The 15,572-nt window shown below is 71.2% G+C and carries 11 protein-coding genes; 8 read left to right on the top strand and 3 right to left on the bottom strand.

Translation table 11 applies throughout. From position 1 onward, the window contains the following. The first annotated feature begins 95 nt into the window (after positions 1-95). The gene (locus ACQP09_RS13805; RefSeq protein WP_433399009.1) at positions 96-1,676 is read left to right on the top strand and encodes an APC family permease; all 1,581 of its coding nucleotides are present in this window, start codon (positions 96-98) and stop codon (positions 1,674-1,676) included. Positions 1,677-1,706: 30 nt separating this feature from the next. On the opposite strand, the gene ACQP09_RS13800 is transcribed toward ACQP09_RS13805, so the two are convergent. After that, positions 1,707-2,435: a siderophore-interacting protein gene (locus tag ACQP09_RS13800; RefSeq protein WP_433406585.1), complete on the bottom strand. Its 729-nt coding sequence runs from the start codon at positions 2,433-2,435 to the stop codon at positions 1,707-1,709. A 125-nt stretch (positions 2,436-2,560) separates the two neighbouring features. On the opposite strand from ACQP09_RS13800, the gene ACQP09_RS13795 reads away from it, so the two are divergent. Together ACQP09_RS13795 and ACQP09_RS13790 are read left to right on the top strand one after the other, a co-directional pair. Then, positions 2,561-5,395, top strand: a complete 2,835-nt coding sequence (locus tag ACQP09_RS13795) for a GNAT family N-acetyltransferase (RefSeq protein WP_433399006.1) — start codon at positions 2,561-2,563, stop codon at positions 5,393-5,395. A 173-nt stretch (positions 5,396-5,568) separates the two neighbouring features. Next, positions 5,569-5,829, top strand: coding sequence for a hypothetical protein (locus ACQP09_RS13790; RefSeq protein ID WP_433399003.1), 261 nt, complete (start codon positions 5,569-5,571; stop codon positions 5,827-5,829). 9 nt (positions 5,830-5,838) lie between these two features. Here ACQP09_RS13790 and ACQP09_RS13785 read toward each other — a convergent pair whose 3' ends face one another. Further along, entirely contained in the window at positions 5,839-6,294 is a 456-nt protein-coding gene (locus ACQP09_RS13785; RefSeq protein WP_433406584.1) for a sel1 repeat family protein, read from the bottom strand. A 162-nt stretch (positions 6,295-6,456) separates the two neighbouring features. Here ACQP09_RS13785 and ACQP09_RS13780 point away from each other — a divergent pair, with 162 nt between their 5' ends. From ACQP09_RS13780 to ACQP09_RS13765, 4 genes are all read left to right on the top strand, one after another. Further along, the gene (locus tag ACQP09_RS13780; protein WP_432147875.1) at positions 6,457-7,302 is read left to right on the top strand and encodes an LLM class F420-dependent oxidoreductase; all 846 of its coding nucleotides are present in this window, start codon (positions 6,457-6,459) and stop codon (positions 7,300-7,302) included. A 317-nt stretch (positions 7,303-7,619) separates the two neighbouring features. Continuing rightward, a complete protein-coding gene (locus ACQP09_RS13775; protein ID WP_433399000.1) occupies positions 7,620-8,900 on the top strand; it encodes a phosphodiester glycosidase family protein in 1,281 nt (426 codons plus the stop codon). A 181-nt stretch (positions 8,901-9,081) separates the two neighbouring features. Then, positions 9,082-10,566: a peptidoglycan D,D-transpeptidase FtsI family protein gene (locus tag ACQP09_RS13770; protein WP_433398997.1), complete on the top strand. Its 1,485-nt coding sequence runs from the start codon at positions 9,082-9,084 to the stop codon at positions 10,564-10,566. A 186-nt stretch (positions 10,567-10,752) separates the two neighbouring features. After that, complete coding sequence (locus ACQP09_RS13765) at positions 10,753-11,886, top strand: PQQ-dependent sugar dehydrogenase (protein ID WP_433398995.1); 1,134 nt, start codon at positions 10,753-10,755, stop codon at positions 11,884-11,886. Between the two features lie 112 nt (positions 11,887-11,998). On the opposite strand, the gene ACQP09_RS13760 is transcribed toward ACQP09_RS13765, so the two are convergent. Beyond that, positions 11,999-12,739 carry an HAD family hydrolase gene (locus tag ACQP09_RS13760; protein ID WP_433406583.1) on the bottom strand — a complete coding sequence of 247 codons (741 nt, stop codon included), beginning with the start codon at positions 12,737-12,739 and terminating at the stop codon, positions 11,999-12,001. A gap of 150 nt (positions 12,740-12,889) precedes the next feature. Here ACQP09_RS13760 and ACQP09_RS13755 point away from each other — a divergent pair, with 150 nt between their 5' ends. Further along, on the top strand, positions 12,890-15,484 hold the full coding sequence (locus tag ACQP09_RS13755) for a bifunctional FO biosynthesis protein CofGH (protein ID WP_433398992.1): 2,595 nt from the start codon (positions 12,890-12,892) through the stop codon (positions 15,482-15,484). The last annotated feature ends 88 nt before the right edge of the window (positions 15,485-15,572 follow it).

Raw genomic sequence — 15,572 nt, 5'->3', positions numbered from 1 at the left:
CAAGTGTTCATCGGGGATCGGCCGGTGTAACCAAGGGTGAGACATGGGAGTCTCACCCTCCGGATGTGGATATCGCAGCGCATAACGTCCCTCTCATGACTCAGCTGGACGCGCGGCCTCGGGCCGGAGACACGGTACGGGGACGCGCCTCGGCCGACGGTGGTGACGGGGGCGTACGCGGCAAGGGGCTCGGCGGGAACTCCGTCGGCCTGATGGGCAGCGCCGTCATCGGTGTCTCCACCGTCGCGCCCGTCTACTGCCTGACCTCGACCCTCGGCTCCACCGCCGGTGAGGTCGGCGTGCAGATGCCGGCCGTCTTCCTGGCCGGGTTCCTGCCGATGCTGCTCGTCGCCTTCGCCTACCGCGAGCTGAACAAGGTCATGCCGGACTGCGGCACCTCCTTCACCTGGACGGTGAAGGCGTTCGGCCCGCGCGTCGGCTGGATGTGCGGCTGGGGCCTGGTCATCGCGACGATCATCGTCCTGTCCAACCTGGCGGGCGTCGCCACCTCGTACTTCTGGCTGCTGGCCGGCGAGGTCACCAACAGCGCCTCGGTCGCCGCGCTGGACGACAACAAGCTCGTCCACATCGGCACCTGCCTCGCCCTCATCGCCGCCGCCACCGCGATCGGCTACCGGGGGATGACGGCCACCAAGGGTGTCCAGTACGCCCTGGTCGGACTGCAGCTCGCCGTGCTCGCGCTCTTCGTGACGATGGCCCTGAGCAAAGCGGGCAGCGGGGGCGCGGACTTCGCCGGTTCGCTCGACTTCTCCTGGTCGTGGATGAACCCGTTCGCCGTCCAGTCCTTCGCGGCCTTCACCGCGGGCCTCTCCCTCTCCATCTTCATGTTCTGGGGCTGGGACGCCTGTCTGACCGCCAACGAGGAGACCACCGGCAGCGAGAAGACCCCGGGCCGGGCCGCGCTCATCGCGATGGTCGTCCTGGTCGGCTCCTACCTGGCCACCGGCATCGCCGCCCAGATGGCCGTCGGCTCCGGCACCTCCGGGCTCGGCCTCGCCAACCCGGAGACCTCCGACAACGTCTTCGCCGCCCTCGCCGGACCGGTGATGGGCCCCGGCCTAGGCGTCCTGCTCTTCGTCGCCGTCCTCGCCTCGGCCGCCGCCAGCCTCCAGACCACGTTCATCCCGGTCGCCCGCACGGTCCTCGCGATGTCGACGTACGAGGCGATGCCGGCCTCGTACGCCAAGGTCCACCCCCGCTTCAAGACGCCCGGCCGGGCGACGGTCACGGCGGGCATCGGGACCGGCGTCTTCTACACCGTGATGACGCTGATCAGCGAGCACGTCCTGATCGACACCATCTACGCGCTCGGCCTGATGATCTGCTTCTACTACGCGCTGACGGCCTTCGCCTGCGTCTGGTACTTCCGCGCCGAACTCACCCGCTCCGGACGGGACCTGGTCTTCAAGGGCCTCTTCCCGGCCGTCGGCGGCCTGCTGCTCGCCGCCGTCTTCGCCAAGACCCTCTACGACATGTGGGACCCGGCGTACGGCTCCGGCTCCTCGGTCTTCGGCGTCGGCTCGGTCTTCGTGATCGGCGTGGGGCTGCTGCTCCTCGGCGTGGTGCTGATGGCCGCGATGGAGCGCCGCAGCCCGGCGTTCTTCCGGGGCCGGGTCCTGACGAAGGAGACCCCGGCCCTGGTGGTCCAGGACTGAGGTCTCCTTTTACGGCGTTACGTCGCTGGGTTACGGGCGCCAGTAACCCAGCGCGTTCACCCGGTCCTTGGGCAGGCCCAGCTCCTTGCGGAGGTAGGCCGCCAGGGTCCGGGTGGTCGACGTGTCGCAGGCGACCCAGACGTACGCGTCCGAGCGGTCGTCGCCCAGCAGTGCGGGCAGGGCCGCCTTCACCTCGGCGACCAGGTGCGCACCGCCCTCGCGGCGCTCGACGTGGTGCAGGGTGTGGTGGGCCTCGTCGAGGCGGAACGGCAGTTTCCGGTCCTCCTCGTCGGAGGACTCGAACCAGATCGTCGCCGGGGTCTCCGGGACCGCCTCCAGCAGCGAGTTGATCGCGGGGAGCGCGGCCGGGTCACCGATCACGAAGAGCCGCTTCGGCGCGGGGTCGGGCAGCGTGAAGCCGGTGCCCTGAAGCGTCGCGTCGATCGTGTCGCCGGGCTTCGCCGCTTTCGCCCAGTCGCAGGCCGGGCCCTCGTGAAGGGCGAATTCCAGACCGAAGGTGCCGGCCTCCGGGTCCGGGTCGACCAGGGTGTAGGCGCGCTGGTGCGGTTTGCCGTCCTTCTCGAACCAGAGCCGCACCCACATCGTCGGATGCGCTCCGCCGGTCGCGGCCAGCAGCCCGCCGTCGGTCACGTGCACCCGGCGGAACCGGTCGGTGACTTGCTCGGCGCCGGTCACGGTGAACGTGAAATCCCGCCCCCGGAACAGTTTGAGAACGACGCCTTCCCAGCCATGACCCACGGTGTCTCCCACCCTCCCTTGGTGCCCCGGCCCACTGCCCAAAGGGTCACTTTGGTTAGGCTAACCTAAATTTTGGGGGCTGGGGAGTGGCTGAAAACCACCGGGAGCAGGGGATGGGCAGAGCGATGACGACCGCTGACGTCGACAGCGAGAGACCGAACGGCAGACCGGGCCACGGGCAGGCCGACGGCTTCGAGGTCTTCCGGGACGACTGGGGGATACCCCATCTGAAGGCCGGCGACGCGCTCGCGCTCGCCCGGGCCCAGGGCCACAACGCCGCTCTCGACCGGGCCTGGCAGCTGGAGACCGAGCGCCACCGGGTGCTCGGCACGACCGCCGCGTACCTGGGCGCCGAGGCGCTCGACTGGGACCGGTTCGCCCGGCGGGCCCGGCTCGCCGACACCGCCCGCCGCTGCTACGAGCGGCTCACGCCCGGGACCGCCGCCTGGGTGCGCGCGTACGTGGACGGCGTCAACGCGGGCCTGGCCGAAGGTGCCGCGCGGACACCGGAGTTCGCCGCCGCCGGGCTCGTCCCGGGCCGCTGGGAGCCCTGGACCCCGCTCGGCGTCTGGCTCTCCACCCACATCCTCTTCGCCGGGTTCCCGACCAAGCTCTGGCGCGAAGAGGTCGCCCGCAGGCTCGGCGACGGCCGCGCGACCCTCTTCGCCACCGACGGCCCCGGCACCTCCGGCTCCAACGGCTGGCTCCTCACCGGCGCCCGCACCACCACCGGCGCCCCGGTGATCGCGGGCGACCCGCACCGCTTCATCGAGGACCCGGGCGTCTACCAGCAGATCCGCCTCGCCTGCCCCGAGTTCGACGTGGTGGGCCTCGCCGTCCCCGGCGTCCCGGGCATCGCGCACTTCGGGCACGCGGGCGGTGTGGCCTGGGCGATCACCAACGCGATGGCCGACTACCAGGACCTCTACCGGGAGCAGGCGCGCCGCACGGCGGACGGCGGCGTCGAAGCGCTCGGGCCGGACGGCTGGTACCGGGTCCACGCCCATACGGAGACCGTCGAGGTGGCCGGGGGAGAGGCGGAGACGGTCGAGGTCGTGGAGACGGACCGGGGGCCGGTGATCATCGGGGACGTACACGACGAGCCGCCCGGCGACGAGGCGCCCGACGCTCCCGTCATCAGCCTCCGCTACCCGCCCCGCGTCACCGGCGACCTGGGCTTCGACGTCCTGCCGGCCCTCCTCAGGGCCCGTACGGTCGCCGATCTCGACACCGCGCTCGACGGCTGGGTCGAACCCGTCAACGTGGTCCTGGCCGCCGACACCACCGGCGCCACGCTGCACCGCGTCGCCGGACACGTCCCGGTCCGCCCGCACGAGAACCGGCTCCGGGTCGTGCCGGCGCACGATCCCGCGTACGCCTGGAGCGAAGGCGCCGAGCCCACCCCCCGTACCGAGGTCGACACCGCCACCGGCACCGCCGTGATGGCCAACGAGCGCGGGCTCGCCGCACCGCTCGGCATCGAGTTCGCACCGCCGCACCGGGCGGACCGCATACGGGAGTTGCTCGGTACGCCGCCGGGCGCGGGCGCCAGGAGGCCCACCGACACGCCCCAGGGGACAAGGGGGCTCACCGGCCCGCCGTGGTCCGCCGGAGACATGGCCGCCGTCCACACCGACACCCGCCTCGCCTCCTCCCGGCAGCTCCTCTCCCTGCTCGCCTGGGCCCCGGACCTCGGCCCCGACGCCGAACGCCTCCGGGACCGGCTGCTGCGCTGGGACCGCCACATGGACGCGGACAGCACCGACGCCACCCTGTACTCCCGGCTCCGCGCGGACGTCGTCCACCGCCTGGCCGGCCACCCCGCGCTGCGGCCCGTCACCGGCGACGCCGACCCCTGGCGCTCGCCCGCCTACCCGCCGCTCTTCCGCCCCTGGCTCGCCGCCGTCCCCCGGATCGGCTACGCCCTGGAGACCCTGCTCACCGTCGGACTCCTCCCGTACGAGGAGAGGCTGGCGATCGTCGCGGCCTCGGCGGAAGCGGTGGCCGCGAACCACGACGCGCCGCTCCCCTGGGGCGAGGTCCACCGGGTCGCGCCCTGGCAGGCGCTGCCGGGCGCGACGCCCGAGGAGGTGTGGCCGGGGCTCGCGGGCGACCACGACTGCGTGCTCTCGACCTCCAGCGTGCCTGGCATCACCGACCTCTTCGCCCGGGGACCCGCCGCCCGGTACGTCTGGGACCTGGCCCGCCGCGAGGACAGCCTCTGGGTGGTGCCGTTCGGCGCGTCCGGCGTACCGGGCTCCGCCCACCACCGCGACCAGAGCGAACTGTGGGCGAGCGGCCGCCTGGCCCCCGTCACCACGGACTGGAACCTGCTGCACCGCACCGAGGAGAGCACCACCATGACCACGACACCCGATCCCACCGCGTCCACCGTCCCGGCCCTGCGTCCCGCCGTCCACGAGCAGAAGGTCGAGGGCTTCGGCGTCGTCCGCCTCGTCCCGGTCGACCCGGCGGCCGACGCCGGCCTGCTGCACGGCTGGGTCACGCAGGAGCGCGCCCGCTTCTGGGGCATGGCCGACCACACCCGCGAACAGGTCCAGGAGATCTACGCGTTCGTCGACTCGCTTTCCACGCACCACGCCTACCTGGCGCTGCGCGACGGCGTCCCGGCCGCGCTCTTCCAGACGTACGAGCCGGACGCCGACCCGGTCGGCGAGTGCTACGACGTCCAGCCTGGCGACTTCGGCATCCACCTGCTGATCGCGCCCGCCGAGGGCGCGGTGAAGGGGTACACCGACGCCCTGCTCACCGCGTTCATCGGCTATGTCTTCAGCGACCCGGCCCACCTGAGGGTCGTCGTCGAGCCGGACGCGCGCAACGAGAAGGCGCTCGCGCGGATGGTCCGGGTCGGCTTCGAGCTGGGCCCGGAGATCGAGAAGCCGGAGAAGACGGCCCGGCTGGCGTTCCTGTCGAGGACGGTGGCGCTGGGCCTGGTCTGAGCGGGTGTTTCCCGTGATCCGCGGCGCTCAGGGGCCGTTCCGGGAGCGCTGACGGCGAATGCCATGATGAGGAAGGGCGGGAGGGTGTTCCCGTCGCGGCGCGTCGAACGATGCCTCACGACCTCGGACGATGCCTCACGACTTCGGACGATTCGCACGACAAGGGATGCGACATGGCCACCGGAACCACCGACAGCCCTGCCACCCTCTACGCGCCCGTCTCGATCGGGCTGGGCGTCATCGCGCTGATCTCCACGTTCTTCCTCGGCATCCTGGCCACTCTGGCCGGCCTCCTCGCGATCACCTTCGGCGTCCTCGGCCTGGTCAGCAGCGTCGAGGTCAACCGGATCCGGTGCTGGATCGGCCTCGCCACGGGTGCCGTGGGCGTGCTCTTCCCGGTCTGGTTCCTCTTCGGCTACACCGGCGGCTTCTGAGTCCTCGTTCTACAGCGGGCTCGTCCCGTCCCGGTTCAGCTCGCCGCCCGTCCGGAAGAGCCGCCGCGCGACGACGTGACCGCGCGCGGCGGCCATCCGGTACCACGGCTCGGCCGCCGCAAGGCCCTCGCGCTCCTGGACCAGCCGGCCCAGCTCCCACATCGACTCCACGTCCCCGGCCTTCACCGCCTGCCGCAGCATCCGCTCCGCCGCGTCGGGCCGCCCCTGGCTCCGCGCGTCCAGGGCGAGCGTCCGCAGCCCCCGCACGGCACGGGCGTCGCCGGCCGCGGCGGCGGTGGCCAGCTGCCGCGGGTCCGGCGGCCGGCGGTAGCGCCGGGCGATCAGCAGCAGGACACCGGCCAGCCACATGATCCAGCTCAGCTGGATCAGCGTGCTGTTGCCGAGGAACACGCCGGTCAGGCTCAGCACACCTCCTGCGGGCAACAGGAAGAACCCCAGTCCCATCCCCATCCCACGTCCTTCCCACAGATCCGCAGATCCGCCGTTCTGCCGGTCCGCTGTTCCGTACTTCTGCAGCCGTCTCGGATTTCACCGCCGTACGGCTTACCTTGGCCCCTCGTAGAGACGACTCGCAGAGACGACTCGTAGAGACGACGGAGGTGTTCGATGCGGATCGCCACAACCATCTTCCTCACCGACGAGACGGTGACCCCCGTACGGCTGGCGCGCGAGCTGGAGCAGCGCGGATTCGCCGGACTCTATCTGCCCGAGCACACCCACATCCCGGTGAGCCGCCGCACCCCGTACCCGGCCGGCGGTGACCTGCCGCGCGAGTACGGACGGACGCTGGACCCCTTCGTGGCGCTCGGCCAGGCGGCGGCCGTCACCGAGCGGATCGCGCTCGGCACCGGGATCACGCTGGTCGCCCAGCACGACCCGGTCGACCTGGCCAAGCAGGTGGCGACCCTGGACCATCTCTCCGGCGGCCGGTTCACACTCGGCATCGGCTACGGCTGGAACGTCGAGGAGGCCGCCGACCACGGCGTCGCGTGGTCCACGCGCCGGGAGCTGGCACGCGACCGGATGGCGCTGATGCGGGCTCTGTGGTCGGCCGAACCGACGGCGTACGAGGGGGAGTTCGGGTCGGTCCAGGCGAGCTTCGCGTTCCCGAAGCCGGTACAGGCGCCGCGCGGTCCGGTGGTCGGCCCGCGCACGCTGATCGGCGGCGGAGCCGGCCCGAAGCTGTTCGCGGCGATCGCGGACCACGCGGACGGCTGGCTGCCCATCGGCGGCCGCGGCCTGACGGAGTCCGTCCCGAAGCTGCGGGCGGCCTGGGAGGAGGCCGGGCGCGATCCGAAGGACCTCCAGGTGGTGCCGTACGCCGTCCTCCCCGACGCCGGGAAGCTCGCGCACTACGCGGAGCTGGGCATCGAGGAGGTCGTACTCCAGCTGCCTCCGGCCGGTGAGCGGGAGGTGCTGCGGGTCCTGGACGGGTACGCGGCGTACCTCTAGGGCCTGTCGGGGGCTTCTGCCGGTCCGGACGGAAGGCGCCTTCTGTGGACGCGCAGACGGTCTGAGAGACTTCTTCCGCACCTGCCGCCACCCACAGGGCCGCAGTGAAGGGGACAGAGGGGGCCACCGCATGTCCATACCGACGCACCGTTCATTGCTTCAACAGTAAATCGAGGCTTCTCGTGTCAAGAAGGATCCTGCGTTCCGTTCTGCCGCTGGCCTTCGGGCTCGCCGTCCTCGCGTCTGGGTGTCAGGTCCCTTCAGCCTCGACGGCATCCGCACCGCCCGACTGTCCGAGCGATCTTGCTTTGTACAAGGTGAGCGACACCTCCGATCGCCTCCTGGCCGAAACCACGAGCGAGCGCAGAGCCCTCTGCCAGGTGGCGCCGGGGCTGGCGTTCATGAGGATCGAGAGCACATTGCGGGACGGCCGGACCCGGCACGTGCGGGCCCTGACCGTGGATTTTGCGTCGTTCACCGGAAAAATTCGGGCAACCGAGGGTGAGACGGTGATGGACCGGGAGAAGACCAGCGCCATGGCGGAGCTCATGGCGAGCCAAGGGCTGAAACCCCTCGCGGCGGTCAACGGAGGTTTCTTCGACATTGCCTCGACGTTCTCGCCCGGCGCTCTGGGCGGGCTGACGGTGGTCGACGGAAAGGTGCTGAACTCCGCGTCCAACGGTGAATCCGCTCTCGGTCTCGGAAACCACGGCACCAACCTCTGGATCGACAAGGTGTGGAGCCAGTCAGAAATCACGTTCACACCCCCCGATGGCAATCCGAGCCGCCCCGGTCACCTATTGGACGGAGTGAACCGGGAGCCGGGCAGGATTCAGGGCTGCGGGGGAGGCTTCGGCCCTGCTGGGGTCAACGACCGTAATGCCGACGCGAAGAACCTGATCGACCCGCGTATGCCGCAGGTGGGAATTCACTGCCTGGACAGTGAGGAAACCATCCTCTTCACGGAGGAGTTCGGTGCTCTGCCGTTCCTCGCCGGGAAGGTCAGGGCCGTTCTGATCGGTGTGGACCGGACGGTGAAGAGGGTCTCGGACACGACCGACGGCATGGTGGCCGCACCGGGGGAACATGTGGTCGTCGCCACAGGCTCGCATGCGGAACGGTTGAAGGCCGACGCCGTCATCGGATCGACGATGTCGCTTCCGGCCACAGCCGTCCAGAGGGGCGCATCGGCCGAGACTCCCGTGCACTTTCCCGGCGCCGATGACGCGACCGTCAACGGCGGTCCGCGGCTGGTGAGAAACGGATCGGTGGGACCGTTCGATTTCAGCGGCAGCACCACACCCCAGTACGCGTATCTCGCCCCGAGGAACGCGCGCACCGCGGCAGGCATCACCGCCGGCAAGGAACTGGTGCTCGTGGTGGTGGACAAGAAGTCCGGTCCGAAGGACACCGCCTACGGTCTGACCATGGCGCAGCTGGCGGAGGCGATGAAGAACCTGGGTGCGGCTGATGCCATCAATCTGGATGGCGGCGGCTCGTCAACGATGTGGGTGAAGGGGGCGGTGGTCAACCATCCCTCCGACGGCGCGGGCGAAGAGCGCCGGGTGGGCAACGCCATCGTCATCACTGCCGAGTGAGAGCGAGGGGCCCCCGCCCTCGGAGCGCCCGCGGCGTCCCGCAGCCCGAGGAGGCGCCCACCGGCTCCGAACCACATGGGGCCGGGGAGTGGGCCGCGTGGAACCGGGGCCTCCGACAGGGCATCCTTAGCCCGGGGATCGAAGACGTGCGGGCGGTGGGCCCGCCCGGGTGGGGAGTGGAATGAACAGGCCGTTGCGGCACATAGCCATCTTCTGCGGACTGCTGATGCTGGGGCTGCTGCTGCGGGCGAACTGGCTGCAGCAGGTCGACCGCGTGGAGCTGTCCCAGCACGAGCACAACCACCGGGTCCGGTACGAGCGGTTCGCCACGCCGCGCGGCGACATCATCGTCGGCGGCAAGGCGATCACCGGCTCGAAGGAGACGGGGAGCAGGGACTACACCTTCCGGCGCACCTGGAAGGAGGGCCCGATGTACGCGCCCGTCACCGGTTACGCCTCGCAGGCGCAGGGCACCTCGCTGCTGGAGCGGACGTACGACAGCGTCCTCAGCGGCCAGGACGACCGCTTCGCCTTCCGGCACGCCAAGGACGTCCTCACCGGGCAGCCGAGGCGCGGCGGCAGCGTGATCACCACGATCGACCCCAAGGCGCAGAAGGCCGGCTACAAGGGCCTGACCGACCTGGGCGCGCGCGGCGCGGTCGTCGCCCTGGAGCCGAGCACCGGCAAGGTGCTGGCCCTGGTCTCGACGCCTTCGTACGACCCCGGGGTCTTCGCCGGGATCTCGTTCAAGGAGAGCGACCGGTTCAAGGCGCTCCTCGACGACAAGGGCAAGCCGCTGGCCAACCGGCCGCTGCGCGAGACCTTCCCGCCCGGCTCGACCTTCAAGATCCTCACCGCCGCGGCGGCGCTGGAGCACGGTGTGGTCTCGGACGTGGACGCGCCGACGAAGGCGGTCTCGCCGTATCCGCTGCCGCTGTCCCAGAGCAAGATCGGCAGCGAGGCCGGTGACGCGCTCTGCAACAAGGCGTCCATGAAGACCGCCATGCAGTACTCCTGCAACAACGTCTTCCTCGACGCGGCGGCACAGCTGGGCGAGGACCGGATGCGGGAGACGGCGGAGAAGTTCGGCTTCAACGAGGACGTGTACGCCGAGGATTTCGGCGACATGCTCGCCACGAAGAGCCTCTACCCGCCGAAGCTCGACAAGCCCGGCACGGCGCTCACCGGCATGGGCCAGGGCAGCCTGACGAGCACGCCGATGCAGATGGCGATGGTGACGGCGGCGCTCGCCAACGACGGCAAGCTGATGCAGCCGTACATCGTGGAAGAGCTGAGGGGCCCGGACCTCTCCACGCTGGAGACGAACAACCCGGCGGAGATACGCCAGGCCGTCTCGCCGGAGACGGCGAAGAAGGTCCAGGAGATGATGGAGCACACCGCGAAGGAGGGCAGCGCGCAGCGCGCCCTGATCGACGGGGTGACGGTCGGCGGCAAGACGGGCACGGCCCAGCGTGGTGTGAATGTGCGCGACGAGGTGCCGTACGGCTGGTTCGTCAGCTACGGCAAGGCGGACGACGGCCGTTCGGTCGCCGTCGCCGTCTTCATCGACCCGACGGCCATGGACATCTCGCGCTCGGACATCTCCGGTGGCCGGCTCGGCGCTCCGATCGCGAAGAAGGTGATGGAGGCCGTGCTGGGCAAGTAGCTTGCCCGGAACCGGAATTGGTCGGCGCATTGGCCTAGGCCAATGCGCTCCCGTCCCCGTACCCTCATCCGTAGCCAGTGGCACACGCCCCCCACCCCGGTTGCATGCTGGCGCGGGCACCCCCACCGAACTCTGCCCCGAGCAGCCAGGGTGAACTCCCCCACTCGCCGCCTCCAGGAGGCCACGGTGAAAGTTCGCACCAGAAGCTCGGCGATCATCGGCGCCCTGTTCCTCGCAGTGACCTTGACGCTGACCACGGCATCGGCAGAGGAACCCCCCGCCGGGCCCTCGGCGCAGGTCGTACTGACGGAAGTGGCCCGCGCGCAGGGCCCGTCGGCCGGCGCGGCCGGACCGGACGGCAAGGTCTGGATAGCCGAACGGGCCGGAACCGTACGCGTACTGGGCGACTACGGCCTGAGCGACCCGGTCCTCGACATCTCCGCCGAGACCACGACCGACGGCGAACGCGGCCTGCTGGGCGTGGCGTTCGACCCGGAGTTCGCGCACTTCTACATCTCGTACACGAATCTCGAAGGCACCTCCACCATCGACGAGTTCGCGGTGGAGGACGGCCAACTCCAGCCGGACACCCGGCGTACGGTCCTCACGCAGGAGCAGCCGTACCCGAACCACAACGGCGGCGACATCAAGTTCGGCCCCGACGGCTACCTCTACATCGCGTTCGGCGACGGCGGCTCGGGCGGCGACCCGCACGGCAACGGCCAGAACCTCGACACGCTGCTCGGCAAGATCCTCCGGATCGACCCGACGGGCGGGGAGCCGTACGCCATCCCGTCCGACAACCCGTTCGTGGCGGAGGAGGGCGCGAAGGACGAGATCTGGGCGTACGGGCTCCGCAACCCGTGGCGGTTCTCGTTCGACGCGGGCACGGGCGACCTGCTCATCGGCGACGTCGGCCAGAGCGAGTGGGAGGAGATCGACTGGGCCCCCGCGAGCAGCAAGGGCGGCGAGAACTACGGCTGGTCCTCGATGGAGGGCAACCACCCGTTCCGCGGCGGCACGGAACCGGCGAACCATGTGCCGCCGGTCCACGAGTACGACCGCAGCGGCCTGGGCTGCTCGGTGACGGGCGGCTTCGTCTACCGGGGCGACGCGATCGCGGACCTGGCGGGGAGCTACGTCTACAGCGACTACTGCGACGGCACGCTCCGCACGCTGCGCATCGAGGACGGCGCGGTGACGGAGGAGGGTGACCTGGGGGTGCAGGGCGGCGAGGTGATCTCGTTCGTGGAGGCGGGGGACGGGGAGCTGTATGTGCTGGCGATAGGCGGCACGGTGTCCCGACTGGACCCGGCGTAGGCACGCGGGCCCACCCCACCCAAGCCCGTCCGGCGTTTGAGGACGAACCCCGGCCCACCCCAGCCCGTCCGGCGTTTGAGGACGGAACCCTTGCTGGGGTGGGCCCGGGCGTTCAGAGGCCCCTCAGGTACGAGACCCTCGCAGGCCGCCCGGCCCCCACCGCCCCGCTTCCGTCCTCAATCGCCGGACGGGCTGGCTGGGCGCCCGACGCCGGACGGGCTGGGTCGAGCCCCACCAGCTCCGTCAACGCGTTGACCCGGAAGTCCGCCGCCCCCACCACATCCGGATGCTCCGCCCACCAGAACCCGCACACCCCCCGCCGCAGATGCGCCGTCCGCAGCCCCGCCGCCGCGGCGGGGAACAGGTCGTCCGCCGGATGGTCGCCCACGTACAGCGTCGCCGACGGATCCGCCTCCGCCACCTCCACCACCCGCGCGAAGAAGGCCGGGTCCGGCTTCCGTACGCCCCACTCGTCCGACGTCACCACCAGATCCGCCGGCAGGTCCAGCGCCCGCAGCAACTCCCCGGCCCGCACCGACCCGTTCCCCGCCACGACCACCCGTACGCCCGCCGCCCGCAGCTCCGCGAGCGCCGGCCGTACGTCCGGGTAGAGGTCCGACTCGTCGAGGTGCTCGCCGCGCCCGGCCGCCGCCCGGGCGAGGTACGCCTCGTCGACGTCCATGTCCGGCCGCAGCACCCGCAGCGCGTCCGTCGCGTCGCGGCCCTGCGCGACCGCCGCGCCGACCAGCGCGCCGAGCGTGTGCGCGGGCACACCGAGCCAGTTGGCCCAGGACGCCCAGTGGCGGTCGTCGCGTACGAGGGTTTCACCGATGCCGAGGACGATCGTTTCCATCACCGTTCCGACCTTAGGCGTGAGGACGCCGTCAACGGGCGCGCATCCGGGTGAGTCGGCCCGCACGAGTGACCAGGAGCACCTCGCGGCCTGCGCATACAGGCCCCAGGCCCTGGTCCGGTGCGCGCGCCTCGCTCGTATGCTCGGTTCATGACCGATCCCGATGCCGATCCCCAGAGCGGACGTCCCACCTCCAACGCCATGCGGCGCGCGCTCAAACGGGCCCGTGACGGCGTCGCCCTCGATGTCACCGAGGCCGCCGTCCTGCTCCAGGCGCGCGGCGAGGACCTGAAGGATCTGGCCGCGTCCGCCGCCCGCGTCCGGAACGCGGGCCTGGAAGCGGCGGGCCGGCCGGGCGTGATCACGTACTCGCGCAAGGTCTTCATCCCGCTCACCCGCCTCTGCCGTGACAAGTGCCACTACTGCACCTTCGTCACCGTCCCCGGCAAGCTCCGCCGCGCCGGCCACGGCATGTTCCTGTCGCCCGACGAGGTGCTGAAGATCGCCCGCGACGGGGCGGCGATGGGCTGCAAGGAAGCGCTGTTCACGCTCGGCGACCGCCCGGAGGACCGCTGGCCCGAGGCGCGGGAGTGGCTGGAGGCGGAGGGGTACGACGACACGCTCGCGTACGTACGCGCCATGGCGATCCGGGTCCTGGAGGAGACGGGCCTGCTGCCGCACCTCAACCCGGGCGTGATGACCTGGACCGACCTCCAGCGGCTCAAGCCCGTGGCGCCGTCCATGGGGATGATGCTGGAGACGACGGCGACCCGCCTCTGGTCCGAGCCCGGCGGCCCGCACCACGGCTCCCCGGACAAGGAACCGGCCGTACGGCTGCGCGTGCTCGAAGACGCCGGACGTTCCAACGTGCCGTTCACCACCGGCATCCTGATCGGCATCGGCGAGTCGTACGAGGAGCGCGCCGACTCCCTCTTCGAGCTGCGCAAGACGGCCCGCGCCTACCACGGCATCCAGGAAGTCATCGTGCAGAACTTCCGCGCCAAGCCGGACACGGCGATGCGCGGGATGCCCGACGCGGAGCTGGAGGAGCTGGCCGCCGCCATCGCGGTGGCCCGGCACATCCTCGGCCCGTCCGCCCGCATCCAGGCGCCGCCGAACCTGGTGGACGCCGAGTACGCGCTGCTCATCGGCGCGGGCATCGACGACTGGGGCGGGGTCTCGCCGCTCACCCCCGACCACGTCAACCCGGAACGCCCCTGGCCGCACATCGACGAACTGGCGCAGAAGACAGCGGACTCGGGCTTCACGCTCCGCGAACGCCTCACCATCTACCCGGAGTTCATCCAGCGCGGCGAGCCCTGGCTCGACCCCCGCCTCCTCCCGCACGTCCGCGCCCTCGCCGACCCGGAGACGGGCCTCGCCCGCGAGGACGCCCTGCCCGTCGGCCTGCCCTGGCAGGAACCGGACGAGGGCTTCACCTCCTCCGGCCGCACCGACCTGCACGCCACCATCGACACCGAGGGCCGCACCGGCGACCGCCGCAACGACTTCGACGAGGTGTACGGGGACTGGGAGGCGCTCCGCGAGGCGGCGGCGCCCGGCATGGTCCCGTCCCGCATCGACGCCGACGTACGCCAGGCGTTGAGCCAGGCCGCCGACGACCCGACGAAGCTCACCGACGACCAGGCCCTGGCCCTGCTTCACGCGGACGGCCCGGCGCTGGACGAGCTGTGCCGGATCGCGGACGCGCTGCGCCGGGACGTGGTCGGCGACGAGGTCACGTACATCGTCACGCGGAACATCAACTTCACCAACGTCTGCTACACCGGCTGCCGCTTCTGCGCCTTCGCCCAGCGCCGCACGGACGCCGACGCGTACACGCTCTCGCTGGACCAGGTCGCGGACCGGGCGGCGCAGGCGTGGGACGTCGGCGCGGTGGAGGTCTGCATGCAGGGCGGCATCCACCCGGACCTGCCCGGCACGGCGTACTTCGACATCGCGCGGGCGGTGAAGGAGCGCGTCCCGGGGATGCACGTGCACGCGTTCTCCCCCATGGAGGTCGTCAACGGCGCGACCCGCACCGGGATGTCGATCCGCGACTGGCTGACCGCCGCCAAGGAAGCGGGACTCGACTCGATCCCCGGTACGGCGGCGGAGATCCTCGACGACGAGGTCCGCTGGGTCCTCACGAAGGGCAAACTGCCCACGGCCACCTGGCTGGAGGTCATCAGGACGGCGCACGAGGTGGGCCTGCGCTCGTCCTCGACGATGATGTACGGCCATGTCGACCAGCCCCGCCACTGGCTGGGCCACTTCCGTACGCTCTCCCAACTCCAGCAGGAGACAGGAGGGTTGACGGAGTTCGTCACGCTCCCGTTCATCCACACCAACGCCCCGGTCTACCTGGCCGGCATCGCGCGTCCCGGCCCGACGGACCGCGACAACCGGGCGGTGACGGCGATGGCGCGCCTGCTTCTCCACCCGCACATCACCAACATCCAGACGAGCTGGGTGAAGCTGGGTACGGAGGGCGCGGCGGAGATGCTCCGCTCGGGCGCGAACGACCTGGGCGGCACGCTGATGGAGGAGACCATCTCCCGTATGGCCGGGTCGAGTTACGGCTCGTACCGCTCGATCCAGGACCTGAAGGCGATCGCCGACCTGGCGGGCCGCCCGTCCCGCCCCCGGACGACGCTGTACGGAGAGGTCCCGGCCGAGCGGGTCGCGGCGGCGACGGCCTCGGACGGCCACCTGCCGGAGCTGCTGCCGGTGGTGCCGGGCTGACCGGCAGGCCGGGGGCCCCTCGACCGGGAGGGGCCCCCGGCCGGTGAGGGGCGGCCCTCCCCAGCCGGGCCCCTGCCCGGCGCTCCGC

This window comes from Streptomyces sp. CA-146814 (assembly GCF_050942385.1).
In the GTDB taxonomy this organism is placed as follows: Bacteria; Actinomycetota; Actinomycetes; order Streptomycetales; family Streptomycetaceae; genus Streptomyces.
The sequence above is the reverse complement of the archived record's forward strand: the minus strand, read 5'-3'. Positions and strand labels throughout refer to the sequence as shown.

What these genes read in the sequence shown, in the direction of transcription:
- ACQP09_RS13760 (WP_433406583.1), bottom strand. Translation starts at nt 12,739, where the DNA reads ATGGAAACGATCGTCCTCGGCATCGGTGAAACCCTCGTACGCGACGAC.
- ACQP09_RS13755 (WP_433398992.1), top strand. Translation starts at nt 12,890, where the DNA reads ATGACCGATCCCGATGCCGATCCCCAGAGCGGACGTCCCACCTCCAAC.
- ACQP09_RS13780 (WP_432147875.1), top strand. Translation starts at nt 6,457, where the DNA reads ATGCGGATCGCCACAACCATCTTCCTCACCGACGAGACGGTGACCCCC.
- ACQP09_RS13770 (WP_433398997.1), top strand. Translation starts at nt 9,082, where the DNA reads ATGAACAGGCCGTTGCGGCACATAGCCATCTTCTGCGGACTGCTGATG.
- ACQP09_RS13785 (WP_433406584.1), bottom strand. Translation starts at nt 6,294, where the DNA reads ATGGGACTGGGGTTCTTCCTGTTGCCCGCAGGAGGTGTGCTGAGCCTG.
- ACQP09_RS13790 (WP_433399003.1), top strand. Translation starts at nt 5,569, where the DNA reads ATGGCCACCGGAACCACCGACAGCCCTGCCACCCTCTACGCGCCCGTC.
- ACQP09_RS13805 (WP_433399009.1), top strand. Translation starts at nt 96, where the DNA reads ATGACTCAGCTGGACGCGCGGCCTCGGGCCGGAGACACGGTACGGGGA.
- ACQP09_RS13795 (WP_433399006.1), top strand. Translation starts at nt 2,561, where the DNA reads ATGACGACCGCTGACGTCGACAGCGAGAGACCGAACGGCAGACCGGGC.